The organism is Streptomyces sp. NPDC017936 (assembly GCF_044328485.1).
Taxonomy (GTDB): Bacteria; Actinomycetota; Actinomycetes; order Streptomycetales; family Streptomycetaceae; genus Streptomyces.
In genome coordinates, this window is record NZ_JBIRHK010000001.1 from 374816 (window position 1) to 400083 (window position 25268).

Below are 25268 nucleotides of genomic sequence, written 5' to 3' on the forward strand. Positions count from 1 at the left end.
AGCAGTCCGCGCACAGCCGGCGGCGGGGACGGTCCGCGCACGGCCGGCGCCGGGAGCAGTCCGCGCACAGCCGGCGGCGGGGACGGTCCGCGCACGGCCGGCGCCGGGGACGGTCCGTGCACAGCCGGCACCGGGGGCGGTCCGCGCGCGGCCGGCGGCGGGGGCGGTGCGCGCAGGGCGGTGCATGCGCCGGCCCCCTCTCGTCGTGGTGTGCGGGTGTCGGCCGGGCTCGGCGCCGCGCCCGGAAGTGGGCGGCGGGCGGGGCCGGCCGGTGGGTCAGGGTTCGATCAGGCCGGCGCGGATGGCGTACCGGGTGAGTTCCAGACGGTCCCGCAGCCCCAGCTTCTGCAGCAGGTTGGCGCGGTGTCGCTGGACGGTCTTGATGCTGATGAACAGCAGTTCGCCGATCTCCTTGGAGGAGTGCCCCTCGGCCACCAGCTTGAGGACCTCCTCCTCGCGGGGGGTGAGGATCTGGTCGGGGGTCTCCTCGCCGTGGCGGGCCCGGTCGAGGTAGTTGCGGATCAGCGCGGTGACGGCCCCGGCGTACAGGAAGGGCTCGTCCCGCATCGCGGCCCGGCACGCGGCGACCAGGTCCCGGTCGGCGACGGACTTGAGCACGTATCCGCAGGCCCCGGCCTTCAGGGCCTGGAAGAAGTACTGCTCGTTGTCGTGCATGGTGAGCATCAGGACGCGCAGGCCCGGCTTGAGGGCGGTCAGTTCGCGGGCGGCCTGCAGACCGGTCAGGCGCGGCATGGCGATGTCGAGCACGGCCAGGTCCAGGTCGTGGGCGCGGGCCAGTTCGATGGCCTCGGCACCGTCACCGGCCTCGGCGACCACCTCGAGGTCCGGTTCTTGGTCGAGGATGAGCCGCACGCCGCGGCGGACCAGCGCGTGGTCGTCGGCGAGCAGGATGCGGATCGGGCTCGTTCCCGCCGTGGCGGGCGCGGTCGTGTCGGGCATGGTCAGATCTGCTTCCTGGGGACGGGAGCCGTGAGCTGGACCCGGGTGCCGGTGCGGGGCGCCGGGGTGATCTCGAGGCGGCCCCCGATGAGCAGGGCCCGCTCGCGCATGCCGCGGATGCCCGCGCCCTCCTGGGGGGCCTGGATGCCGGAGCCGTCGTCGGTGACCGTCAGCACCACGCTGTCGTCGCGGTGACGCAGCGCGACGGTGACGCGTTCGGCGTCCGCGTGGCGGGCGACGTTGGTCAGCGACTCCTGGGCGACGCGGTAGAGGACCAGTTCGGTCTCCGGCGCGAGGGCGGGCAGGTCGGCGTCGAAGCCGCGGGTGACCTGGAGTCCGGTGTGGGTGGCGAAGTCCTCGGTGAGCGAGGTCAGTGCGCTGACCAGCCCCAGGTCGTCCAGCACGCCGGGCCGCAGCCGGCGCACCAGGCGGCGGACCTCGTCCAGGCTGCCCCGGGTGATCTCCTGCACCTCGTGCAGTTCCCGGCGCAGCGGCGCCGGCGCGTCGTCCGCGGCTCGCTTGAGGCCCAGCAGGATCGCGGTCATGCTCTGGCCGACCTCGTCGTGCAGTTCCTGGGCGATGCGGCGGCGTTCGGCCTCCTGGGCCAGCAGGGCCCGGGCGCTGCTGGTGGCCCGTTCCTGTTCCAGCCGCTCCAGCATGGCGTTGAACGTGCGGATGACCTCGGCGACCTCGCCCCCGCCGGAAGCCGGCAGCCGCTGGCCCGGGCGCAGCAGGTCCACGGTGGTCATGAGTCTCGTGAGCCGGTCCAGCGGGGCCAGGCCGAGCCGCAGCAGCGCGGCGTTGGCGACCAGCATGACCACCAGACCGCCGACGAGGACGATCGCCTCGGTGAGCAGGACCGGCACGGAGACGGTCACCGGAGCCCACAGCAGGAAGGCCGTCGCCGTGCCCAGCACGACGGCGTTGAGGGCGAAGATCCGCCAGAACAAGGACACCGGCCCTGCGCCTCCCTTTCTCCCGTCCCGTTCTCTCCCCACTGTCGGGCATCACGCGGCCCCGCCGCTTCCGCGTCGCAGGGGCGCTCGGGTGAGCCCGTGGCCAGCCTCTCCCGTCCCGGGCGCCCCGTCGATGGGGGCCGACCCCCATTTCCCGGGGCGCGCGCCACCCACGGGGGCGCCGCGTGGATGGTGCGCCCCGGCGTAAATGGGGTCTGCGCCCGATAGGCACGCGCCGCCGGCCCGGCCAGGGTGGAGGACACACGACCACCCCGGTCGGCGGGCCGCCCGCCGTCCGCCGCGCGGCGCGTCACGGCGCACGTGCCGTACGCCGTCGAGAAAGGGATCGACCATGTCACTCGATGTCCCCCGGGCCGAGCCCCACCCGCACGAGGCCCGGCAGCGTCTGGAGCACGCCCGCACCTCCCGGCTGACCCAGCTTCGGGCCCTCGCCGCGACCGGGCGGACCACGGACGATCACCTGCTGACCGAGCAGAAGTCCGCGATGGAGCGGGCCCTGAAGGAGATCGAGGCGGCCTTCGCCCGCATCGAGGACGGCACCTACGGAACGTGCCTGGGCTGCGCCAAGCCCATCCCCCAGGAGCGGCTGGAGATCCTGCCGTACACCCGTCACTGCGTGTCCTGCCAGCGCCGCGCCGTCTGACCACCGCCCGTACCGACCCTCCGACCCCATGCCCTGAAAAGGGGTGACGTGGTGACGAACCACCAGACCATCGGTCAGCGCACGACCCTCCTGTCGGCCGAGGACCTCGCCGCCCTGCGCGAGAACCTGCACGAGCAGCTCCTGTTCCGCCGGGAGCAGCTGTGCCGGCTCGCCGGGCCGGCCGCCTCCCGCGCCGAGGACCGGCTCCGGCAGCAGGACGCCGCGCAGGTCGAGGTCAGCGTCAAGCTGGCCGCCTCCGCCCGCATGGTCCTCGCCGACGTCGAAGCAGCCCTCACCCGCATGGACGAGGGCTCCTACGGCACGTGCCACCTGTGCCGGCGTCCCGTCGAGCGGGAGCGGCTGCTGATCGTGCCGCAGGCCCGCTACTGCACCCGCTGCCAGCAGGTGAGGGAGGCCGTCCCGTGACCGGCGCACCCGATCCGCACGCCACGGCCCGGCACCTGCCCTGGCCGAGGTGCCGGCGCTGCTGCGGCATCGCCCTGGACATGGGCAGTGCCCGCACCCGGGTCTGGATCGCCGGCCGGGGCGTGGTCCTCGACGTGCCCACCATGAGCTCCCCCGGCGCCGGCGAGGTCTTCCCCGTGCGGCGCGGCGCGATCGTCGACACCGCGGGGTGCGCCCGGATGCTGGAGCGGCTGCTCGCCGGACGCCTGCCCCGCTCCACCCGCCCCATGGTCGTCGTCACGGCCCCGGTCCTGGACGGCCTCGCCTACCGCACCCGGGCGCGCGCCGTGGTCGACGTGCTGCGGCCGCGCAGCGTCCTGACCGTGCCCAGCGCCCGGGGCATCGCCCTGGCCGCCGGCGCGGACCTGCACCGTCCGCTGCTGGTGGTGGACATCGGCGCCCACCTCACCGAGGTGGTGCTGCTGTGCGACGGCGCCGTCACCGACGCGCGCCGGGCCGCCCTGGGCACCGGCGACCTGCGCGGGACGACGACACCCGAGCAGATCGCCGAGGCGGTGGCCGGGATGCTGACCGCGATGCTCCGCCAGGACCGCACCTCGCTCACCGTCGACGCCCTGCACCGCGGCGTCCTGCTGGCCGGCGGAGGCGCTCTGCGTCCCGAGGTCACGTACCACCTCACCGGCCGGCTGCACGCCCCGCTGCGCGTGGTCCCCGCCCCGCACACCGCGGCCGTCCGCGGCGCCGCCAGGCTCCTGCGGGCCGCCCACACCCACCCCTCCGTCTCCGGCCCGCTGCCACCCGTCACCCAGCCGGACTGAGGCCGTCCTCCGGCCGGTCGGGCCGGAGGACGGCCGGCCACGGTTCCTCGTCGCGGGCGGGTCCGCGGGGCCTGCCCGGTGCGTACGGCCGCGAGGCGGCGGGGCGGGCCGTCCGCAAGACGGCGGGTGCCCCGCGTGAGCGGCGCCGGGCGTGCGCAGGCCGGCCCCCGACGTCGGCGCGGGCACGCGCGCGTGCCGGGCCGGCCCGCCGAGGACCCGCCGTCGACGCGGCGGACGCCGCGTGCCGGGCCCCGGTGTCGCCGACGCGACCCGCCGGACCGGTGCCGGCCCCGCTCCCCCGTTCCCGTGCCACGCGACCGGCGTTCCCGCCCCGGCCGCTCCCCGCCCCCGTCGCCGAAAGGAGGAGGCCGTGCCCGGACGCACGCCCCCACCGTCGCTTCCGCGGGAGCCGCCCCGGGTGGTGCTCTGGCGCCTGCGGCGCAACCCCCTGCGCCGCCGCAGCGACCTGGCCCAGGGATGGATCGGGGTGGGCCTGCTGCTGGCCGTCCTGGCGGCCGCTCCGCTCGCCCTGTTCCTGGTCGGCGACGCCGCCCACCGCCACTACGCCCGTACCGCCCGGCACCAGGCCGAGACCCGCCACCACACCACCGCCGTGCTCCTCGAGGACGCCCGGCGCCACCCCGAACCCGGCTCGGCCGAGGCCAGGAAGACCCGCTACCCGACCAAGGTCCGCTTCACCGACCCCCACGGGCGCCTCCGCACCGCCGAGGCCGACGTGCTGCCCGCGCTGCCCGAGGGCACCCCCGTCCGCGTCTGGGCCGGCGCCGACGGCGAGATCACCGGCCCGCCCCTGACCCCCGACCAGGTCCGCGCCCGCGCCAAGGGCGCGGCCGTCATCGCCGCCCTCGCCGTCCACGCCGCCGCGGCCGCCGCCTACGGCACGGCCGGCCGCGTCATCCAGCGGCGCAACCTCGCCGCATGGGACGCCGCGTGGGCCGACACGGCCCCCCGCTGGACCGCGTCGCCCTGACCACCGCGCCCCACCGGGCGGCCCCGCGGTCCTCGCACCCGCCGCGCACCCGCGCCCGCGGTCCGATCGGCCCTGGTGCGCGCCCCGGGAACACCGGCGTCGAGCCGCCGGCGGGTGAGGCCCGTGGGTGACGCCGGGCGGGACCCGACAGCCGAAGCTCCGCGGGGTACGTGCGTGGCGGCTTGGGATGCGTCCGCCGCTGGGACATCATGATCCGCCGTCAGCTGTTTGCTGATCACAAAGAGGTGAGGCGCATGGCCAGGCTCCGAATGGGTGAGGGGATTCTCCGCCGCAAACCCATTGAGCACATCGAGGAGACGGAACTCGTCGAGGGCACACGGCTGGAACGGTCCCTCGGGCTGGTGCAGCTGACCGCGATCGGCGTGGGCGGCATCATCGGAGCGGGCATCTTCACCCTGGCGGGGACCGTGGCCCACAGCACGGCGGGACCGGCCGTGCTGATCTCGTTCCTCATCGCCGGCGTCGCCAGCGCCGCGGCCGCGCTGTCGTACGCCGAGTTCGCCGGGCTGATCCCGAAGGCGGGTTCGGCGTACACGTACGGCTACGCGGTGCTCGGGGAGCTCGTGGGCTGGTGCATCGGCTGGGACCTGCTGCTGGAGTACACGGCCATCGTGGCGGTGGTGGCGATCGGCATCTCCGGCTACTTCGGCTTCCTCATCGGCGAGATGGGGGCCGACCTGCCGAACTGGATGCTGGGCGCGCCCGGCACCGGCGGCGGACACCGCATCGACCTGTTCGCCGCGGTGCTGTGCCTGCTCATCGCGTACCTGCTGAACCTCGGCATCAAGAACGCGGCCCGCTTCGAGACCACGGTGGTGGTGCTGAAGGTGCTGGTCGTGCTGCTGGTGATCGCGGTGGGCGTCTTCCACATCGACGCCTCCAACTACAGCCCGTTCTTCCCGTTCGGCATCAGCGGCGCGTTCACCGGCGCGGCGACCGTGTTCTTCGCGGTCTTCGGGTACGACGCGATGTCGACGGCGGCGGAGGAGTCGAAGGACGCGCAGCGGCACATGCCGAAGGCGATCCTGTACTCGCTGGCGATCTCGATGGTGCTGTACGTGGCCGCGTGCCTGGTGCTCACGGGCATGCAGAACTACCAGGACATCGACCCGGAGAGCGGGTTCTCCACGGCGTTCAAGTCGGTGGGGCTGAGCGGACTCGCCGATGTGATCGCAGTGGGCGCCATCATCGGCATCCTGACGGTCATGTTCACGTTCATGCTGGGCGTGACCCGGGTGTGGTTCGCGATGTCCCGTGACGGGCTGCTGCCCGAGTGGTTCGCCAAGACGCATCCGACGCGGCACGTCCCGACCCGCGTCACCTGGATCGTCGGGTTCGCCTCGGCGGCCATCGCCGGGTTCCTGCCGATCGGCGAGGCGGCCGAGCTGACCAACATCGGCATCCTGCTGGCGTTCGTGGTGGTGTGCACGGCGGTGATCGTGCTGCGGTACCGCCAGCCGGACCTGCCGCGGACGTTCCGCACGCCGTGGATGCCGTTCGTGCCGGCGGTCGGCGTGCTCTTCTCCCTCTGGCTGATCACCTTCCTGCGGTGGCAGACCTGGGTGCGTTTCGCCGTGTGGTTCGCGCTCGGGCTCGTCATCTACTTCGGTTACTCGTACCGGCGTTCGGAGCTGGCCCGTCGTTAGGCGACGCGGGGGGCCGGGCCACCGGTCCAGGCTCGGCCCGTGGGGCAACCGCAGCAGCGCGCCGACGGCGTGGGACCGTTCACCACCAGGCTCGCTCGGCACCTTCCCGACGGCGGTACCGCCGTGTGGGAGTCACGGCCTGCGCGGCGGCGCGGAACGCTCGTCATCAAGCCGCCCGGTGCGGCGGACAGCCGCCGGCCCTCCCGTGCGGACGCCGCTGCCCTCGGCCGGCTGCGCAGACTCAACGTCATCGCGGCCATCGCCTTCGTCGTCGGCGGGGCGCTCTTCGCCGCGGGCGCGGCCGTCGCCCAGTTCGCCTCCGGCGACGCCACCGAGTGCGCCTCGCTCTACTTCGCGGGCGGCCTGTTCTTCAACACCGGCGGCTATGTCTCGCTGCTCCAGGTGATCAACGCGCCCCGTCACGTCCCCGGTGGAGAGGGCAGGCTGGTCACCCGGCGCTGGCGGTGGTGGAGCCACGAGCCTTCGCGAGTGGACTGGCTGAGCACCTTCGCCCTCTTCGCGGGCACGCTCGTCCTCGCCGTCTCCCTGCTCGACTCCTTCCTGCGGGGCCTGAGCGCCCAGCAGGTGAACCGGCTGATCTGGGCACCCGACGTGGTCGGCTGCGTGCTCTTCCTGGTCTCCGGGCACCTGGGTTTCGTGGAGATCTGCCACGGCCGGCTCTGCGTCCGCCCGCACAGCCTCGGCTGGTGGATCGTCGCGGTGAACCAGCTCGGCTCCGTCCTGTTCATGATCTCAGCGATCGCCGCCTTCACCCGCCCCGCGACCGGCAGCCTGGTCGATGCGGACATCGCCAACCGGGGAACCCTCACCGGCGCCCTGTGCTTCTCCCCGGCCGGTTTCCTCCAGCTCTCCGAACATCCCTAGGTCCGCGCTGCGCTCACGCCCGGGCCCCCTCAGCCGGGCGCCTCGTTCAGCCCGACTCCCGTTCCACCGGAAGCCACAGCTCGGCATCGGCCGCCGTCCTGTCCGAGGACAGGCGGGTGCGCAGGATCTCGGGGCCGGGGCGGCTGCGGTACGGGGTGGACGGGAACCACTCGGTGAACACGTCCCGCCACAGCTCTTGGATGGCGTGTGGCACCGGACCCGAGGTGGTGAAGACCGCCCAGGTGCCGGCCGGGACACGGAGCACCGTGGTGCCCTCGGGGGCGGCCGCCGATGTGATCACCGCGTGGTAGTAGTCGAGCTCGGTGCCTTCGGCGCGGCTCGGGTCCAGGTCGTCGCAGACCGCGACGATGCCCTGCGGCTCCTGGTCCGGCAGCTTCTCCAGGCGCTCCGTGACGTGCGGGTCGACGCCCCGGACGAAGTCGATGATCGCCTGGTTCGGCCCCGTGTGCACCAGGGGCACCCGGGCCTTGAGACCGACGACGTTGAAGCCGGACCGGTCCGTCACGCGATAGCGCATGCTGCTGCTCCCTTCGACGATGAGGCGGAAGGCCAGCCGGGGCTGGGAGACGAGCACGGCGCCGGTGCGCCGGGCCTCGCCCGGCCCGACCCCGTGCAGGGCACGGAACGCCCTGGCGAACGCCTCGCCCGAGCCGTAGCCGTACCGCACCGCGATCTCCAGCAGAGGCTCACGCCCCGCCAGCACCTCGGCGCCCGCGACGGTGAGCCGGCGGCGCCGGACGTACTCCGACAGCGGCATGCCCGCGAGCGCGGAGAACATCCGGCGCAGGTGGTACTCCGAGGTGGCCGCGAGGCGCGCCAGCTCGGCCACGTCGACCTGCTGGTCGAGGCGGCGCTCGATGTGCTCCAGGGCCTGGTTGAGACGCTCCAGCACTCCCGGTCTCCTTCCTCTTTCCTGATCACCACGCTAGGCGGCGGGCACCCTGCCGGACCCGACATCCCGTGCCCGATCCGGTCGGGTGCGCACGGGGCGCCGCGGCGGCGCACCACGGCGTCCGGGCCCTGCCACACCGTCGTCCCGGCAGGGAGAGGCGCAGCGGGTCGCCGTCGGGACCGAGAGGCGTCCCGCAGTCGGCGACGGACCCGGTCACGGCCGGTCCCGGACCTCGTGGTGCCCCTCGGCAGGAGGGAAGGGCCCCGGGACGGACACACGCCGACGGGCATCGAGGAAAGCCGCCGCGCCGTCCCACGCGGGACGGCGCGCGTACTGATCCCGGTCCGGGCAAAACCGTTTGACGCTCCGGCGGAGGTCGTGGACGATCCCGGACCGTGACGAGAAGCACTGATCGGCAACAGCCCGCCCACGGGGAGACGCCTCCGGGCGGCCGTCCGCTCGCCCTGGTCACCGGCGTGGGGCGCACCGCCGGTATCGGCGCCGGCATCGCCCGCAGGCTGGCCGCGTCGGGCTGGGACATCGCCTTCACCTACTGGACCCCCTACGACGACCGCATGCCCTGGGGCCGGGAACCCGGCGCGACCGAGGCGATCGGCCGAGCCCTCGCCGGACACGGCGCGTCCACCGCGGCGGTCGAGGCGGACCTCTCCGACCCGGACACCCCGGCCCGCGTCTTCGACGAGGTGGAACAGCGGTTGGGCACGGTCACCGCGCTGGTGATGTGCCACTGCGAGTCCGTCGACTCCGGCCTGCTCGACACCACCGTCGAGAGCTTCGACCGGCACTTCGCCGTCAACGCGCGCGCCACCTGGCTGCTCGTCCGCGAGTTCGGCCGCCGTTTCGCCGCGACCCCGGGAACCGGCCGGATCATCGGCCTCACCAGCGATCACACCGTCGGCAACCTGCCCTACGGAGCGAGCAAGGGAGCCCTGGACCGCATCATCCTGGCCGCCGCCCGCGAACTCGCCCACCTCGGCGTGACCGCCAACGTGATCAATCCCGGACCGGTCGACACCGGCTGGATGTCCGAGGAGATCCGGGAGCACTGCGTCCGCAGCACCCCGCTCGGCCGTCTGGGCACTCCGCAGGACACCGCGCACCTCGTGGACTTCCTGTGCTCCGGCGAGGGCCAGTGGATCAACGGCCAGCTGCTGATGAGCAACGGCGGCATCGCCTAGGGCGGTCAGGAAGCGCCGTGCGTCCGGGCGGACTTCGGCGGCACGCACCGCCACGCGAGGCCCGCGGCGGTCAGGTAGGCGAGCGCGCCGAGGGCCATGCTGACGCGCAGTCCGGTGGTGTGGTCGCCGGCCGTGGCGATCAGGCTGCCGCCGAGCGCGACACCGGTGGCGCTGCCGATCTGGCGGGTGGTGTTGAACAGGGCGGAGGCGGCGCCCGAGTAGGCCGCGGGTGCCGCGCCCATCACCGTGGCGGTCGATCCGGTGAGGGCGAAGGAGGTGCCGAAGCCCGCGGCCATCATCGGGACCACCAGCAGCGCGTAGGCCGGGTCGGCCCCCGCCGCGGCCCAGCCGGCCAGCCCCAGGGCGGCCAGGAGCATGCCGGAGACCACCAGCGGCCGGTCGCCGGTACGGCGGCTCAGCCGCCCGGACAGGACGGAGGCGAACATGGTCATCGCGACCGCCGGGAACAGGGCCAGTCCGGTGCCGAGGGCGCTGTAGCCGCGCTGGTGCTGGAACTCCAGGCTGGCGGTGAACACCATCCCGTAGAAGCCGAAGTTGAACAGCAGTCCGATGACGGATCCGCCGCTCATCGCACGCGAGCGCAGCAGGGGCAGCGGGAGGGCGGGAGACCGGGCCAGCCGCTCGCGCACCACGAACGCCGCGGCGGCCGACGCGGCCAGGCCCACCCCGGCGAGGACGGCGGGATCGGACCAGCCGCGCCGTCCGGCCTCGTTGAGCGCCGCCGTCAGCAGCGCCACCGCCGCGACGACCGCGCACTGCGCCGGCCAGTCCAGGGCGCGGCCGGTGCGCCGGGGCGAGGACGCCACATGGCGCAGCGTCAGGACCAGGCAGGCCACGCCGACGGGCAGGTTGATGAGGAACACCCAGCGCCAGCCCGCCGTGGAGACGAGCAGCCCGCCCAGCAGCGGGCCGGCGGAGGCCGCGACGCCCGCCATCGAGCCCCACAGCCCGAAGGCCCGCGCGCGTGCGGCCGGCGCCGGGTAGGACTGCTGGAGCAGGGCCAGCGAGCCGGGCACGATGAGCGCCGCGCCGAGCCCCTCCACCAGCCGGGCCGTGACCAGGGCGGGGGCGCTCGGCGCGAGCGCGCACGCGGCCGAGGCGGCGGTGAACACCGCCACGCCCGCGCAGAAGACCCGGCGGTTGCCCAGCCGGTCGCCCAGCGCGCCGCCGGTCAGCAGGAACCCCGCGAAGACGAGGGTGTACCCGTCGGTGATCCACTGGATTCCGGTGAGCGAGGCCGACAGTTCCCGGCCGATCACCGGCACGGCGACGTTGATGATCGTCACGTCCAGGATCACCATGAAGTACCCCGTGCACACCGCCAGCAGCGGCGCCCAGGAGCGCCGCCCGGGCCGGGGGGCCGGCTCGGGGGAAGGCCGGGCCCCGTCACCACCGGCCGGCTCCGCGAACGCCACGGCCCCACTCCATCCCGTCCACGGAAGGCACGACAGCAGAAGCCACGGTAAGGGACATGTGCGCCGTTTCTCAGGAGCCGGGCCGTGGACGGGGCGCGGGGAGGGGCCGGGGCGCCGGGCTTCCCGCGTGCGGTCAGCGGGCCGCGAGGAGTTCGAGCGTGTCGATCACGCGGTTCGAGAAGCCCCACTCGTTGTCGTACCAGGCGACCACCTTGACGTGGCGGCCGTCGACGCGGGTGAGGGCCGAGTCGAAGATCGAGGAGGCCGGGTTGCCGGTGATGTCGGACGACACCAGCGGGTCGTCGGAGTACTCGAGGATGCCGGCGAGGGGGCCCTGCGCCGCGGTGCGGTAGGCGGCCAGCACGTCGTCGCGCGTCACGTCGCGGGCCACGGTGGTGTTGAGCTCGACGATCGAGCCCACCGGGACCGGGACGCGGATCGAGTCGCCCGACAGCTTGCCGTCGAGGTTCGGCAGCACGAGGCCGATCGCCTTGGCGGCGCCCGTCGTGGTCGGCACGATGTTGACCGCGGCGGCACGGGCGCGGCGGGCGTCGCGGTGCGGACCGTCCTGGAGGTTCTGCTCCTGGGTGTAGGCGTGCACCGTCGTCATGAAGCCGTGCTCGATGCCGGCGAGCTCGTCCAGCACCGCGGCCAGCGGCGCGAGCGCGTTGGTGGTGCAGGAGGCGTTCGAGACGATCGTGTGCAGGTCGGCGTCGTAGGCGCCGGTGTTGACGCCGTACGCCAGCGTGACGTCGGCGCCGTCCGAGGGCGCGCTGACGAGCACCTTCCTCGCGCCCGCGTCGAGGTGGGCGCGGGCGGCCTCGGCGGAGGTGAAGCGGCCGGTCGCCTCCAGCACGATGTCGACGTCGAGCGCGGCCCACGGCAGCTCGGCCGGCTCGCGTTCGGCGAGCACCTTGATGCGGCGGCCGTCCACGACGAGGGAGCCGTCCTCGACGGTGACCGGGCGGCCCAGCCGGCCGGCCGTCGAGTCGAAGGCGAGCAGCCGCGCGAGGGTGGCGGGCTCCGTGAGGTCGTTGACGGCGACGATCTCGAGTTTGCTGTCGCGTTCGAGGAGCGCGCGCAGCACGTTGCGTCCGATGCGGCCGAATCCGTTGATGGCGATGCGAGTCATGGCTGGTGTCCCTTCGGTTCGCCACCAGCCTCGCGTGCGGCGGCCGCCCGCGGCCGGGGCGTGAGCGCCATGGTTCGCAAGGATCTCGCCAGGCGGGGCGGGCCGGCTACTCGCCCCTGGTGAAGGTGCGCCGGTACTCGCTGGGTGTGGTGCCGAGGATCTGCTGGAAGTGCAGCCGCAGGTTGGATCCGGTGCCGAGCCCGACGTCGTTGGCGATCTGCTCGACGCCGCGCTCCGAGCGTTCCAGCAGCTCGCGGGCGAGGTCGATACGGGCGCGCATCACCCACTGCATGGGTGTGTAGCCCGTGTCCTCGACGAAGCGGCGCGAGAGGGTGCGCGGTGAGACCGCCGCGTGCCGGGCGAGCGTCTCGAGGGTGAGGGGTTCGTCGAGGTGGTGCAGGGCCCACTCGCGGGTGGCGGCGAACCGTTCGCCCAGCGGTTCCGGCACGCTGCGCGGCACGTACTGGGCCTGGCCGCCACTGCGGTAGGGGGCGGCCACCAAGCGCCGGGCGGCGTGGTTGGAGGCGGCCACCCCGAGGTCGCCGCGCAGGATGTGCAGGCACAGGTCGAGACCGGAGGCGGCGCCCGCCGACGTGAGCACGCTGCCCTCGTCGACGAACAGGACGTTCTCGTCGACCCGTACGAGGGGGTGTCTCGCGGCCAGGGCCCGGGAGTAGTGCCAGTGCGTGGTGGCGCGCCTGCCGTCGAGCAGGCCCGTGGCGGCGAGCGCGAAGGCTCCCGTGGAGATGGCGGCCAGCCGGGCGCCGCGGGCGTGGGCGGCGCACAGCGCGTCGACGACCGCCCGCGGCGGGTCCTCGCGGTCCGGGGACCGGTAGCCGGGGATGAAGACGATGTCGGCCCACTCGAGCGCCTCGAGGCCGTGGGCCACGTGGTACGACAGCCCGTCCCCGCCGGTCACCAGCCCGGGTGCGGCTCCGCACACACGGACTTCGTACGGCATGCTCGCGCGGGTCGTGAACACCTGCGCGGGGATGCCGACGTCGAGCGGCTTGGCGCCTTCGAGCACGAGGACGGCGGCACGACGGAGAGGGCTGGGCGGCACGGGGACCAGGGTACGAGGGCACGGGGCGCCGGTCGCCGGCGGTCGCCTGGGTCCGCCTCCCGCTCCACGGGTGACCGGGTCACGGGCGGCCCGGCAGCCGCAGAACCGGCCGGGCTCCCCCTACGGGGCGACGGCTTCGAGCACCTCGGGCAGCGACGTGACGCCGTCGGAGGCGAGGAAGCGGCCCGCGCCGGGCACCGCGTGCGCCGAGACGCCGAGCGGACCGGCGAGGCGGGCGGTGCGCCCGCCGGGACCACGTGCGCGGCGCCGTGCCTCCTGGCCGCCGCGCGCCGCGGCCGCTTCGAGGGGCCGGCCCGCCGGCTCCGGAGACGCCCCGGGCCGGGGGTCGTGGACGCGGGGCGCCGGACGGGAGCGGGGGCCGAGGGCTCGGGGCCGGGTGGTGACGCCCGCCGCGAGGCCCTCCGTGCTCCGCCGCCTACTCCTCCGTCACGATCCGCTCGACCGCGGCCGTGACCAGCTGCTCGCGCTCCGCCTCCGTGAAGACGTCCGGCAGGGTGAGCTGCTCGACGATCAGCCAGTTCAGCGTCAGGATGAGCAGCTTGACGGCCATGGCGTCGCCGGGGAGACCGGAGGCCTCGTGGTAGGCGACGTTGGCGTCGACGTCGGCCCGGACGCGGTCGGTGAGGACCTTGCGCAGTTCCGGACGGCGGGTGGCCTCGAGGCGGAGTTCCAGCAGCGCGAGGTAGCCGGTGCGGAAGGAGGCGATACGGCCGACGAGTTCGCGCATCAGCTCCGCGTAGGTCTCCCGGTCACGGGCGGCCGTGCGCTGGCGGTCGATCGTGGCCTCGTCGGGCTGGAGCCGCTCGTAGACGCGGGCGCCGGCCTGGGTGAGCAGGTCGTCGCGGTTGGCGAAGTAGTTGGACGCGGTACCGGCGGGTACGGCGGCCTCGGCGTCCACCGCCCGGAACGTCAGCCCCCGGGCCCCTTCCCTGGCCAGCACCTCGATCGCGGCATCGACGAGCGCGGCACGCCGCTGGTCGTTCCGTCTCGCCATTGACACCACTCCATGTGCAGTACTACGTTCTGACCACTTCAATCAGAGTACTACGCAGGGGGCGCCACAGGTGCGAAAGCTCGTGTACTACATCGGCGTCACGCTCGACGGCCGCATCGCCGGCCCCGTCGGCGAGCACGGCTTCTTCCCCCTGGGTGACGCGCGGCAGACCGCCGCCTACGCCGCCTGGACGAACACGCTGTACCCCGAGACCGTCCCGACCGCCCACCGTGCCGTCTTCGACGTCGCCGAGCGCACCGCCTTCCCCGACGGCGTCACCCTCACCCGCCTCACCCGTCGCCGGGCCGTTCCGCACGAGGGCGGGGGTGCGGGCGCCGCGGCCTGACCGCGGGCCGTTCCTGATCGGACTCGGCCTCACCCGCGGCGCCCGCGCGGCCGCGACGATCGTCCTGGCGGTCACCGGCCTCACCGGCCCGGCCGACGGGTGCCGGCCGGGTCGCTCCGGCGCCGTACGGGCTCACTTCCCCCGGTAGGCGTTGCGGATCGTCTGCGTCGGGGTGTTGCCCTGCCCGTCGACCACGACGGCGCGCAGCGAGACGCCCCGGCCGGCCGCGGGGTCGCGGACCACGAACCCGTTCCCGGCCGGCTTCACCTTCGTCCAGGCCGTGTCGTCGTGGCTCACCTCGACGGTCAGCGACTCGAGGTGAGCCCGTGCGCACGGACGCACGGGTGGACGCACGGACGCCGTGCGGTGCGGCGGCCGCGGCCCGGTGCCGCCGCGCCTCAGCCGAAGTCGGTGTCACCCGTGCGGATCCGCAGCGCCTGGTGCACGGACCACACCACGGCCACCAGCGGCACGGCCACGACCGCACCGACCACCCCGGCCGCGACCGCTCCCCCGACGACCGACAGGGCGACCACCACCGGGTGCAGGCGGACGGCCCAGCTCATCACGACCGGGTGCAGGAGATGCCCCTCGATCTGCCCGATGACCACGATCAGGACCACGACCAGCGCGGCGGTCAGCGGGCCCTTCGACGCCAGTGCGACGACCGCCGCGACGGCCAGGGCGATCGGTGAACCGATCAGCGGAACGAAGGCGGCGAAGAACTCCAGGAGGGCCAGCGGCACGGCGAGCGGCACGCGCAGGGCGAACAGGGCGGCGCCCACGAGGACCGCGTTGGTCGCGGCCACCAGCAGGATGCCGTGCGTGTAGCCGGTGAAGGTGCGCCAGGCGGCCCCGCCCGCGGCCGCCACCCGTTTCCGCGACCGCGCGGGGAGCTGCTCGCAGAACCACCGCCACTGCCGGTCACCGGAGTGCGTGAAGAAGATCGAACAGAACAGAGCGAGGACCAGCACGGTGAGCACTTCGAGGAGCCGGCTCGCGCCGCTGAGCGCCGTGCTGATGACGGTGGAGCGGTGGTTCGACAGGAGCCTGCCGATGCGGGACTGCAGGTCGTTCAGCGCGCCCGGGTCAAGCCGGAACGGAGGTTCCTCCAGCAGGCGTTCGATCCGTTCGGTCCCGGACACGAACTCCCGTCCCAGTCCGGTGCGCTCCCCCGCCACGGCCCCGCCGACCAGGGCCAGCACCCCCAGCACGAGGACGATGCCGCCGACGAGGGCGACCGCCACCGCGAGCGACCGGGGCACGGCACGGGACAGGAGGTCGGCGACGGGCCGGAGCACGGCGGTGACGACGAGACCGAGGAACACGGCGACGGCGACGCGGTGGAACTGCCCCAGCACGGAGAAGGCGGCCTGCACGACCACGCCGACGACGAGGATCCGCCAGGCGTACGCGGCGGCGACCCGCAGCACGCCCGGCACACGCGCCTCCACGTCGCTCCTGCGCCCGCGCGGCGCGGGCGGGTCGGGGGGTGTGGACATCCCCATGCTCGTACCACCCGTCGGACGGAGCACCGCGCGGGCGGCTCCGGATTCGCTTGAAGGCACGACCGGACACTCCGATCGGACGCAGTGGCCGCCGTCCGCGCGGGAGCGCCGGGCGGCCGCCGGGCCGCGGCCGGCTCGTCCCGTGCTGTGGGACGCGTCACGGCGCACCGCGCCCATCTGCGGCGGAGCGCGGGGGAACGGAGCGGCGGGCGTCGCCCCCTTGACCTCCGCATTGGTCCATACCAAAATCCTGCCCACCCGTTCGAGCCGCCGCGCTCGTACCCCCACGTCGGGCCCCCTTCCCCTGTCCACCAGGCAGAACAGGACCCCCGTGAGACGCCGCCTCCTCTCCCTCCTCTGCGTGTCCGCCTCCCTCCTCACCGCCTGCGGTGTGGTGCCCGGCACCGGCGGGACCGACCGCCGCACCGTCACGGTGTGGCTGATGAAGGACAGTGCCTCCCAGGACTTCCTGGACCGCTTCACCGAGGACTTCGAACGCGACCACCCGGACCTGGACCTCGACATCCGCATCCAGGAATGGACGGGGATCGGCGAGAAGGTGCAGTCGGCCCTGTCGGAGGACGGCGAGGACGGACCGGACGTCATCGAGGTCGGCAACACCCAGGTCCCGCGGTACGTGGACGGCGACCGGCTGCTCGACCTCACCCTGGAGTCCGTGGCCAAGTGGGGCAAGGACGAGTGGCTGCCCGGCCTGGCCGAACCCGGACAGCGCCGCTTCCACCAGTACGGCATCCCCTGGTACGCGGCCAACCGGGTCGTCATCTACCGCAAGGACCTCTTCCGGCAGGCGGGCATCACCGCCCCGCCCCGCACCCGCGAGGAGTGGCTGACCGCCACCGAGAAGCTCGACACGGGCGGGAACCAGGGCATCTACCTGGCCGGCCAGGACTGGTACACCCTCTCCGGCTTCATCTGGGACGAGGGCGGCGACCTCGCCACCGAGGACGGCGGCCGCTGGCAGGGCGCCCTGGACTCCCCGGCCGCCCTGCGCGGCATGGACTTCTACCGGCGGCTCCAGTCCCTCGGCGAGGGCCCGGTCGACGCCGACGAGGAACACCCGCCCCAGGCCGGTGTGTTCGCCGCCGGCAAGGTGGCCCAGATCATCGCCGTCCCCGGCCTCGCGCAGGCCGTCGTGCGGCAGAACCCCGGCCTGGAGGACGAGTTGGGCTTCTTCCCCGTCCCGGGGAAGACCGGCGCGCACCCGGGCTCCGTCTTCATCGGCGGCTCGGACCTCGTCGTCCCCCGCACCACCGACCAGCGCAAGGGAGCGATCGACGTGGTCGCCGCGCTCACCGGCGCCCGGTGGAACACCGATCTGGCCCGCACCATGAACTACGTGCCGAACAAGGCGAAGCTGGCGTCGGCGGTCGCGGCCGAGGAGGGGGTCGCGGCCATGGCGGCGGGGGCCGCGCACGGCCGGGCCACGCCCAACACGCCCGAATGGGCCGCTGTCGAGGCGGACAACCCGATCAAGGCCTACATGACCGAGGTGCTCGGCGGAGCCGATCCGGCGACGGAGGCCCGCCGCGCCTCCCGGAAGATCACGGAGGCACTGACGGTCTCCACCGGCTGACACCCGTCGGCGACGCCCGCGCCCACCGCCGGGGGCGCACCGGACGGGTGAGGTCCTCCGGGGTGACGACGTCGTGGTTCACCGCGCGCACCAGCGGTTTTTCCCCCGGGGAGACGGCCGGCCCCCGGGCGGGAAGTCCGCCGGCCCCGCGTCGTACACCGCGCCCGCGTCGTGCACCACGCCCGCGGCGCGCCGCGGCACAGCAGCGCCGTGCCGTGCTCCGCGGACGCGACGGCGGCGGGGCGCGCGAGCCGCGAGCCGCGAGCCGTCAGAGCCCGGCGACTTTGGCGCTCGCCGACAGCTCGTAGACCAGGGTGACCGTGCGGCGGCCGCCGGGCGGGAGGGGGACGTCCCAGCGGACGACGCCTTCGGCGTCGACCGCGTCGGGCGCCGGGGAGCAGGCTTCCTCACGCAGGCGTACCTCCACCGCCGAGACCTCGGAGACCGGGATCCGCTCCCTGAGGACGACCACCCGTTCGTCGCGCTCCCCGGGGGCGGAGAACCGGGACAGGTGCAACCGGACGGTGCGGGTGACCACGGTGCGCTGGGTGAGGCCGGCGGTGTCGCGGGACTCCTCGGCCTGCCGGACCACCCGGTGGTCGTCGCAGCTGCCGAAGGCGAGCTCGACGGGAGTCCCGGGAGCCGTGAAGTCCAGCGTGCCGCGGCCGGCGAACCCGCTGCCGCGGACGAGGTCCACGGGTCCGGCGAGCAGCGCGTGGCCGGACAGGTTGTCGAACCGCACCACCCGGGTGACGAGCGGGGACAGTTCGGGCGAGCACGCGTACTCGCTGCGCGCGGCCGTGGTGAAGGCGGAGAGCGGCACCCGGTGGGCGCGGCCGTCCCCGGGCACGGAGACCGGCGCGGGCGCGTGCAGCACCCGGGCCTCGCCGCCGTCGTCGACGCCCGGCAGGCCGAGCACCGGCGTGGGACCGAGGTCTGCGATCTCCTCCTCGCGCATCTCGACGTCGACCGTGCGGCGCTCCACCGCGGGCCGGTCCCTGAGGGTCAGCCGGTCCTCGTCCAGCCGCGGTGGTTCGGTGGCCGACGCCGACCGGGCCGTCGACAGCGTCAACCGCACGTCCGACCAGTCCTCGCCGGTGCGCTGCCAGACCATCGCCTCGGTCTCCAGCGTCAGGGAGTCCCCGTCGAGCACCACACGGTAGGCGGGGCGCCACAGCGCGCACGGGGTGAGGTGGCCCAGCCGCAGCCCGGCCGGCCCGGCGGCCGCGGCCCGCACGGTCAGCTCGACGTGGGCGACCAGTTCGACGGGTTCCTGTTCGGCGAGCTCCATGGCGCGCCGTATGCCGTCGAGTTCGGCGGCGAGGGCGGCCAGCCGCGCCTCGACGGCGCGCAGCTCCTCGCCGTGCGCGTCGCGTTCGCCGTCCACGCGGTCCAGTTCGCGGGCCCAGCGGGGGCGTTCGGTCTCGCCGATGCCGGCGCCCTCGCCGATCTCCCGCAGCAGGTCGGCGGCGAGGCGGCCGAGCGAGTCGAGCCGGGCCCGCAGCCGGTCGCGTCGCTGTCCGAGGGCGGACCGCTCCTGTTCGAGGGCGTGCGCGCGCCGGCGCAGGGCGGAGTCCTCGGTGGACGGCAGCGGCCCGCGCGGTGTCCAGTCGCGGACGATGCGCACGTCGAGCACGGTCGCCGGGTGCTCGGCGGTCAGCTCGGCGTGGAGGGTGCGGTCGACGGCCAGCGCGCTGACGGGTCCGAGCCGCACCCGCTGGACACCGGCGCGCAGATCGAGGACGGCGGCACGCTCGATGTGGGCGCGGTCCTCCAGGCAGGTGACGGCGGTGACGGGCAGGGCGATCGGCTTCGGGTCGGTGGACATGGTGTGCGTCAGCTCCTGCGGTTGCCGCCGACCAGGGCCTTGCCGGCCGGGATGCGGATCTCGTAGCCGCCGTCGAGGGCGGCGGTGCCGCCGGCGGGCAGGGACACCCGCCAGACGCGGGTGCCCGGGGCGTGCCGGTCGGGGCCCACGCCGTCCTCGGGCGCCGCCCAGTCGGCGCGTTCCTCGATGCGGACGTCCGGCTCGGAGGTGACCGGTACGCGTTCGCGGACCTCGACGGTGACGGGCCTCGCGAGCCGGTTGGCCAGCTCCACGTGCACGCGGTGGTCGAGCACGGTGATGTGGTTGCGCAGGCCCGCGGTCGACTCGTGCAGGTTCGTCCGGCGGGTGACGCGGATGCTCTCGGCCGGCCCGAGCCCCACCCGGCGGACCCCGCCGGGGGCGAGCGTGGGCAGCGCGGCGGTCAGCAGGTGGTCGTCGTCGACGGCGACCTCCACCGGACCGGCCAGCAGGGCCTGGTCGGTGGCGTTGGAGAGGACCAGCGTCGCGTAGACGGTCTGCTCCACGGACGGCACGCAGAGGTACTCGGTGCGCAGGCCGACCGGGATCTCGCCGACGGTGACGGTGTGCCAGGTGCCGTCCGACGGGATGTCGGCGCGGGCGGCGGCGTCGAAGCGGTGGTCGAAGGAGCCCGCCGACTCGCGGGGCCGCACGGCGTGTCCGGGCAGCGGCAGCACGGCCACCGCTTCGGCGCGGCGGCGGTGCTCGGCCGCGACCGGGTCGAAGGGTGCCTCGGGGAAGAGCCGGCCCCGGCGACCGCCGTGCTCGTCGGCGCCGCACAGGACGAGCGCGGCGTAGTCGAGCTCCGCGTCGCTCGGCTGCGGCGGGCCCGCCTCCGGGGCGGGGGCCGGTGCCGGTGCGGAAGGCGGCGGTGGCGCGGCCCGGCCGGGCGCCGCGGGAACCATGGCCGGGGCCGCGGGAGCCATGACGGGGGCCGCGGGGGCCGCGAAGGACCTGCCGCCGCTGCCCGCCGCGCGGCGCGGTCGTGCCGGCGCCGGCTGCGCGTGGGCGGGCGCCTCGCCGCCGAAGGCCCCGGGTGGGGCGCCGTCCGCGGCACCGGACATCGGGGGCGCCACGGGTGGTGCGCCGTAGCCCTGCGGGGCCGGCGGCGGTGGCGGGAAGGGCGCGGACGGGGGACCGCCCGCGGTGGCCGCCGGCGCCGGGCGTCCCGCTCCGGCCGCGGGGACGGCGGCCGGAGCGGGACGCGGTCCTGCCGCGTCGTACCCGGCGAACAGGTCGGACAGCCCCGCCGGGGGCTCGCGCCACCCGGACGGCGCGGGGGCGGACTGGCGGCGTCCGATCCTCAGCGAGCGCAGCCGGGGCAGGTCGGTGCGGCGCCGCAGGTCGGCCGTGGCCAGGGCGACGCGCACGCCCGTCCAGTCCTCCCCGGTGCGCTGGGCGACCGAGGCGCGCAGCACCAGGCGGCCGCTGTCGTCGCCCTGACGGTGGGTGAGGCGGTAGGCCGGCACCCAGACGGCGCCGGGGACCCCGTACTCCAGCTCCACCTCGGCGTCGCCGGTGCCGTCGAGGGTCAGGACCGCGCAGACCATGGTGTCCACGTGCGCCGGCGGCGCGTCGGTGGAGGCGCGGGCGAGCCGGTCCTCGGCGACGTCGAGTTCGTGCTCGGCGTGGCGCAGTGCCTCGTCGAGTTCGGCGAGGCGGGCGTGCAGGGCCGTCAGCCTGTCGTCGACGAACTCGGCGAGCTCCAGCCACGCTTCGACCGGGGTGCGGCGGTGCGGGTCCTCGCGCTTGCGCGGCGGCGGGACCGGGTGCAGGGCCGTGGTCTCCGCGATCAGCGTCAGCTGCCGGTCCCGGCGTCCGCGTGCCGCCGCGCAGACCTCGCGCAGCCGCTCGACCTCACGCCGCAGCTCGTGGGGCGCGACGGCGCCGAGCGGTTCGGCCTCGACCTCGACGCGGGCCTCGCGGACGCGCACCCCGGGTGCGCCGCGCAGGACCCGGACCCGCAGGGAGCCGGGGTCCAGCGAACGGGGCAGTCCCGTCACCCGCACGCGGCCGCCCGCCGGCACGCTGCCCCGGGCCAGGCGGCTGCAGACGGCCCCCTGTGCGTAGACCACGACCGCGTCGAGGGTCGACCCCCATGCCGGTGCTCTTCCAGCCCTCATGTGCTCCGCTCCCCCACCGTGTCCGTGCCGGGTGCAGCCTACGCCCCGGCGGGCCGCGGCCGCCCGGGATCGCAGCCGGTGGGGACCGCGGTCCGGGCGGGCCCGGTGGGGCCACGGCCGCGGTCCGGGCGGGCCCGCCCGCCGGCAGGGGCCGGCCCGACGCTCCGCGCCGAGGCGGCGGGATCAGTCCCGCGAGAGGTCCTTGACGAACACGATCGCGTCGTGACCGGCCAGGTGGGCCGGGTCCAAGGGGGAGTACCCGTGCCAGGGGGACACGCGGGGAGCGGGCCGCGCGTCGCCGAGGGCGGTGGCCAGCCGCGGGGCGTCGATGAGGCAGCGGTCCTGCGGGAGCCCGTACAGGAGTCCTTCGACGGTGTCCGGGGGCGGGGTGTCCACTCCCTGGTGCCGGATCGTGCCGAGGGCCGTGGCCACGAAGGCGTACCCCTCGCCGAGCCGGGCGCTCAGCAGGGCTCCGGCGCTCCACCACTCCACCGGCCCCTGCCACATCCGCATCGTGCTCTTCTCCCGCTGGAGATGGGAGGTGTGGGCGTGGACGAGCACCGGGCCCCGGGCGGCGAGGGCGAGGAGGTTGCGGGCCATCATCGAACTCCGCAGCGCGCACAGCCGCGCCATGCGGGCCGGTGAGGCGTCGGCCATCCAGAAGTGGTAGCGCAGCAGGCCGGTCGCGGTGCGCCCGTACAGGCGTGCGCGGTACCGGTCCTCCCGCGAGGTCGTCGCGAGCAGGTGCGGCGTCTGCTCGTCGAGCAGCGCCACCAGGTCGTCGGCGAGCAGCCGCAGCCGCCCGGCCTCGGGCGACCGTCCCACGGACCGGGCCGGGTCCGTCATCGCGGCGGGGTCGGTCCACCGGTCGTCGCTGCCGAGCAGGTGGTCGAGCGTGTCCGCGGTGCAGGGGAGCAGGTCCGCGTCCACCCGGGCGGACAGGTAGCCGTGGAGCGCGGTGAGCGCCTGCCGGGGGCTCTCGGCGCCGGTGATCTCCAGCGGGCCGTCGACACCGGCGAAACGGAGCCGCTCGGACGCGGGCCGGCCCTCGTTGTGGGCGCGCATCCAGCGCACGAGCTCGCGGTTGGCCGGGGAGGCGTTGAACCACTCGTGGCTGAATCCGCGCTCCATGACGTCGTCGAGGGTGCCCCGGTTCGAGCGGACGTGGTCGTCCACGAGCAGGCCCCGCAGGCAGTCGCTCTCGATCGCGATCGTCCGGTAGCCCTCCTGCTCCACGAGCTGCCGGAACAGGTCGTTGCGCACCTCGAGCAGGGTGTCCTCGCCGTGGGTCGGCTCGCCCAGGGCGAGCAGCCGCGGCCGGGCCGGGAGCAGCCCCATGACGGCGGCGGCCGTGACGGCATGGGCGGTGGGCTTGACGTCGGTTGTCATGGTTCAACGCTATCGTTGAACTTTCGGTGGAGACTTTTCCGCGACATTGGCGGGGCGATGGGGCGAAACCTTCAAAGCGGTGTGCGGCTCAGGCCGGTCGATCTGGCGCGCGGGCACGGCCTGTCGACGCAGGCGGTCAGGAACTACGAGGAGGCGGGCATCCTCCCGGCCGCCGACCGCACCCCGCACGGCTACCGCACGTACACCCCGCTGCACGCGGCGGCCCTGCGCGCCTTCCTCGCCCTGGTGCCCGGTCACGGCCACCGGACGGCGGCGTCGATCCTGCGGGCGGTGAACGAGGGCGCGGTCGAGGAGGCGTTCCGCCTGATCGACGAGAGCCACGCCCAGCTCCTCGACGACCGCCGCACCCTCCGGGCCGTGGAGAGCGCCCTGCGCGAACTGGATCCCGCGGCGGCGTCGGAGCCGGCCCGCACGGCTGCGTACGAGCCGGAGACCACGGCCGCGTCCCGGTCCGGGCCGGCCGCGCCGTCCGGGTCCGGCGGGACGTTCATCGGGCCGCTGGCGGGGAAGCTCGGGATCCGGCCCGCGACGCTGCGCGCCTGGGAACGCGCCGGGCTGGTGCGCCCGCGCCGGGACCCGCGGACCGGATACCGCGTCTACGACCGGGCCGACGTGCGGGACGCCCGGCTGGCCCACCAGCTGCGCCGGGGCGGCTACCCACTGGAGCGGATCGCCCCGCTGATCGCCCGGGTGCGGGCGGCCGGCGGGCTGGAGCCGCTGGACGCCGCCCTGCGCGACTGGCACGGCCGGCTGTCGGCCCGCTCCCGGGCGATGCTGGCCGGCGCCGCCGAGCTGGAGGCGTACCTCGGTGCCCGCGGGCCGGCCGGGGGCTGACGCGCGCCGGCCGCGCGTCACGGGTGCCGGTGCCGCGCCGCCGCGCGGGCTCAGCCGATGGTGACGACACGGGCCCACGGCGGCGGGGTGTCCGGGACGTGGTCGGGGTCCTCCTCGTCCACGGGGCGGGCGGGACGGGGGAAGAGGCCGACGACGGTACGGCAGGGCGGCTGCGCGGAGGGCCACGGCGTCTGACCGTCCGTCAGGGCGACGATCACGTCCGGGCGGGGCCGGGAGCGCAGCGCCCGGGCGAAACCGGAGCGCAGGTCGGTTCCCCCGCCGCCGACCAGTTCGATGTTCTCGGCGCGGCAGAGCGGGACGGCGACCCCGGCCGCCGCGTCGCAGGAGATCACCGAGACCAGGTCGCGTCGCCCGCCCACCGCTCGCGAGATCGCCGCGACCTCCAGCAGCGCGCTGCCCAGCTCGGCGTCGCTCACCGACCCGGAGGTGTCGATCACGATGCACACCCGGGGCGGCGTACGGCGCAGGCTCGGCAGCAGCACCCCCGGGACGGCGGCCGAGCGCCGGGACGGACGCCGGTAGCTGTGGTTCTCGCCCACCCCGGGGGCGCCCGCCGCCGAGCGGACCGCCGCCCCCAGCAACCGCCGCCACGGCTGGGGCGGATGGAAGGCCTCGTCCGCCCAGCGGCGCCATCCCTCGGGCGCGTCGCCCGGCCGACCCTTGATCCCTTCGGCGACCCGGAAGCGGACCGCGTCGCGCTGCTGTCTGCTCAGCCCGTGCGCCCCCTCGGGTCCCAGCTCCCACGGCCGGTCCTGCCCGTCGGCGCCGCTGCCGCAGTCCAGCCAGGCCAGGTCGGCGGCGAGCCCGGACATCGACGTCGTCCGCAGGTACTCCTCCATCAGCTGCCCGTCGGGCAGCCGCAGCAGCGACGGCAGCACGGCCCCGGCAGGCCGGGGCAGACCGTCACCGTAGATGTCGTCGTTGATCTCGAAGTCGGCGGCGATGTTCCGCCGCAGCCTGCCCCAGCCGTCGGCCCGGGGGGCGCCCGTCCCGCTCCGCCCGTCCGGTTCGCGCTCCTCGTGTTCCCGCGCGTACCGCTCGCCCCGCCCGTGGTGGTCCCGGAGCAGGTGGGAGACCTCGTGCACCCAGACGCCCGCCAGCTCCTCCACCGGGGTGCGCGCCACGAAGCCGGGCGAGACGTAGCAGCGCCAGTGCGCGTCCACCGCCATCGTCGGCACCGACCGGTCCTCCACCACGTGCAGGGCGAAGAGCGCGTCGGCCAGGTAGGGGCGGACCTTGACCGCGTGCAACCGTGCGGCCAGCAACTTCTCCGTGTCCAGCGGGAGTCCGGGCTCGCCTTCGCGCTCGCCCCGACCGGCCGGCGGTCCCGGCACGGTGGCCCGCACCGGGCGCGGCGGCGGGGGCGGGGACATCGGGCGCGGCAGCGGGCGCGGCCCCGGACGCTTCACGGCCCCCCTCACGCGCCCGGCGTCCCCCATGGCGCGCCCGGTGTCCCCCGTC

The 25268-nt window shown here is 75.1% G+C and carries 23 protein-coding genes; 10 read left to right on the plus strand and 13 right to left on the minus strand.

Annotated features, from left to right (window positions below; translation table 11 throughout):
- Positions 1–276: 276 nt before the first annotated feature.
- Positions 277–960 carry a response regulator gene (locus ACH4F6_RS01475; RefSeq protein WP_397957767.1) on the minus strand — a complete coding sequence of 228 codons (684 nt, stop codon included), beginning with the start codon at positions 958–960 and terminating at the stop codon, positions 277–279.
- A 2-nt stretch (positions 961–962) separates the two neighbouring features.
- Entirely contained in the window at positions 963–1916 is a 954-nt protein-coding gene (locus ACH4F6_RS01480; protein WP_397957768.1) for a HAMP domain-containing sensor histidine kinase, read from the minus strand.
- 352 nt (positions 1917–2268) lie between these two features.
- On the opposite strand from ACH4F6_RS01480, the gene ACH4F6_RS01485 reads away from it, so the two are divergent.
- The 6 genes from ACH4F6_RS01485 (at position 2269) to ACH4F6_RS01510 (ending at position 7367) form a co-directional block, all read left to right on the plus strand.
- Positions 2269–2580: a TraR/DksA C4-type zinc finger protein gene (locus ACH4F6_RS01485; protein ID WP_397957769.1), complete on the plus strand. Its 312-nt coding sequence runs from the start codon at positions 2269–2271 to the stop codon at positions 2578–2580.
- Positions 2581–2631: 51 nt separating this feature from the next.
- Positions 2632–3006, plus strand: coding sequence for a TraR/DksA family transcriptional regulator (locus tag ACH4F6_RS01490; protein ID WP_397957770.1), 375 nt, complete (start codon positions 2632–2634; stop codon positions 3004–3006).
- Positions 3003–3824, plus strand: coding sequence for a hypothetical protein (locus tag ACH4F6_RS01495; RefSeq protein WP_397957771.1), 822 nt, complete (start codon positions 3003–3005; stop codon positions 3822–3824). Before ACH4F6_RS01490 ends, ACH4F6_RS01495 begins: the two co-directional genes overlap by 4 nt.
- A gap of 370 nt (positions 3825–4194) precedes the next feature.
- A complete protein-coding gene (locus tag ACH4F6_RS01500) occupies positions 4195–4815 on the plus strand; it encodes a hypothetical protein (RefSeq protein WP_397957772.1) in 621 nt (206 codons plus the stop codon).
- A 254-nt stretch (positions 4816–5069) separates the two neighbouring features.
- Positions 5070–6482 (plus strand): amino acid permease, encoded by a 1413-nt coding sequence (locus ACH4F6_RS01505; RefSeq protein ID WP_397957773.1) that lies wholly within the window; start codon positions 5070–5072, stop codon positions 6480–6482.
- 39 nt (positions 6483–6521) lie between these two features.
- Positions 6522–7367, plus strand: a complete 846-nt coding sequence (locus ACH4F6_RS01510; RefSeq protein ID WP_397957774.1) for a hypothetical protein — start codon at positions 6522–6524, stop codon at positions 7365–7367.
- Positions 7368–7413: 46 nt separating this feature from the next.
- Here the strand turns inward: ACH4F6_RS01510 and ACH4F6_RS01515 are convergent, their stop codons facing one another.
- Positions 7414–8280 carry a helix-turn-helix domain-containing protein gene (locus tag ACH4F6_RS01515; RefSeq protein WP_397957775.1) on the minus strand — a complete coding sequence of 289 codons (867 nt, stop codon included), beginning with the start codon at positions 8278–8280 and terminating at the stop codon, positions 7414–7416.
- A gap of 395 nt (positions 8281–8675) precedes the next feature.
- Between ACH4F6_RS01515 and ACH4F6_RS01520 the strand changes: the two genes are divergently transcribed.
- A complete protein-coding gene (locus ACH4F6_RS01520) occupies positions 8676–9479 on the plus strand; it encodes an SDR family oxidoreductase (RefSeq protein WP_397957776.1) in 804 nt (267 codons plus the stop codon).
- A 5-nt stretch (positions 9480–9484) separates the two neighbouring features.
- On the opposite strand, the gene ACH4F6_RS01525 is transcribed toward ACH4F6_RS01520, so the two are convergent.
- The 4 genes from ACH4F6_RS01525 to ACH4F6_RS01540 all read right to left on the minus strand — a co-directional run bounded on the left by ACH4F6_RS01525 (position 9485) and on the right by ACH4F6_RS01540 (position 14125).
- Complete coding sequence (locus ACH4F6_RS01525; protein ID WP_397957777.1) at positions 9485–10915, minus strand: MFS transporter; 1431 nt, start codon at positions 10913–10915, stop codon at positions 9485–9487.
- A gap of 133 nt (positions 10916–11048) precedes the next feature.
- Positions 11049–12047 (minus strand): type I glyceraldehyde-3-phosphate dehydrogenase, encoded by a 999-nt coding sequence (gene gap / locus ACH4F6_RS01530; RefSeq protein WP_397957778.1) that lies wholly within the window; start codon positions 12045–12047, stop codon positions 11049–11051.
- A gap of 106 nt (positions 12048–12153) precedes the next feature.
- Complete coding sequence (locus ACH4F6_RS01535; RefSeq protein ID WP_397957779.1) at positions 12154–13110, minus strand: GlxA family transcriptional regulator; 957 nt, start codon at positions 13108–13110, stop codon at positions 12154–12156.
- Positions 13111–13546: 436 nt separating this feature from the next.
- On the minus strand, positions 13547–14125 hold the full coding sequence (locus ACH4F6_RS01540) for a TetR/AcrR family transcriptional regulator (protein WP_397957780.1): 579 nt from the start codon (positions 14123–14125) through the stop codon (positions 13547–13549).
- A gap of 70 nt (positions 14126–14195) precedes the next feature.
- Here ACH4F6_RS01540 and ACH4F6_RS01545 point away from each other — a divergent pair, with 70 nt between their 5' ends.
- A complete protein-coding gene (locus tag ACH4F6_RS01545) occupies positions 14196–14471 on the plus strand; it encodes a hypothetical protein (protein ID WP_397957781.1) in 276 nt (91 codons plus the stop codon).
- 132 nt (positions 14472–14603) lie between these two features.
- On the opposite strand, the gene ACH4F6_RS01550 is transcribed toward ACH4F6_RS01545, so the two are convergent.
- Both ACH4F6_RS01550 and ACH4F6_RS01555 read right to left on the minus strand, forming a co-directional pair.
- Positions 14604–14768, minus strand: coding sequence for a hypothetical protein (locus ACH4F6_RS01550; protein WP_397957782.1), 165 nt, complete (start codon positions 14766–14768; stop codon positions 14604–14606).
- 101 nt (positions 14769–14869) lie between these two features.
- The gene (locus tag ACH4F6_RS01555) at positions 14870–15973 is read right to left on the minus strand and encodes an AI-2E family transporter (RefSeq protein WP_397957783.1); all 1104 of its coding nucleotides are present in this window, start codon (positions 15971–15973) and stop codon (positions 14870–14872) included.
- Between the two features lie 337 nt (positions 15974–16310).
- On the opposite strand from ACH4F6_RS01555, the gene ACH4F6_RS01560 reads away from it, so the two are divergent.
- A complete protein-coding gene (locus ACH4F6_RS01560; protein ID WP_397957784.1) occupies positions 16311–17573 on the plus strand; it encodes an extracellular solute-binding protein in 1263 nt (420 codons plus the stop codon).
- Positions 17574–17841: 268 nt separating this feature from the next.
- Here ACH4F6_RS01560 and ACH4F6_RS01565 read toward each other — a convergent pair whose 3' ends face one another.
- The 3 genes from ACH4F6_RS01565 to ACH4F6_RS01575 form a co-directional block, all read right to left on the minus strand.
- Positions 17842–19401, minus strand: coding sequence for a DUF4139 domain-containing protein (locus ACH4F6_RS01565; protein ID WP_397957785.1), 1560 nt, complete (start codon positions 19399–19401; stop codon positions 17842–17844).
- 8 nt (positions 19402–19409) lie between these two features.
- The gene (locus tag ACH4F6_RS01570; protein ID WP_397957786.1) at positions 19410–21542 is read right to left on the minus strand and encodes a DUF4139 domain-containing protein; all 2133 of its coding nucleotides are present in this window, start codon (positions 21540–21542) and stop codon (positions 19410–19412) included.
- A gap of 183 nt (positions 21543–21725) precedes the next feature.
- Positions 21726–22931 carry an erythromycin esterase family protein gene (locus tag ACH4F6_RS01575; protein ID WP_397957787.1) on the minus strand — a complete coding sequence of 402 codons (1206 nt, stop codon included), beginning with the start codon at positions 22929–22931 and terminating at the stop codon, positions 21726–21728.
- A gap of 57 nt (positions 22932–22988) precedes the next feature.
- On the opposite strand from ACH4F6_RS01575, the gene ACH4F6_RS01580 reads away from it, so the two are divergent.
- Entirely contained in the window at positions 22989–23786 is a 798-nt protein-coding gene (locus ACH4F6_RS01580; RefSeq protein WP_397957789.1) for a TioE family transcriptional regulator, read from the plus strand.
- Between the two features lie 50 nt (positions 23787–23836).
- Here ACH4F6_RS01580 and ACH4F6_RS01585 read toward each other — a convergent pair whose 3' ends face one another.
- Positions 23837–25180 carry a VWA-like domain-containing protein gene (locus ACH4F6_RS01585; RefSeq protein ID WP_397958196.1) on the minus strand — a complete coding sequence of 448 codons (1344 nt, stop codon included), beginning with the start codon at positions 25178–25180 and terminating at the stop codon, positions 23837–23839.
- Positions 25181–25268 lie beyond the last annotated feature (88 nt).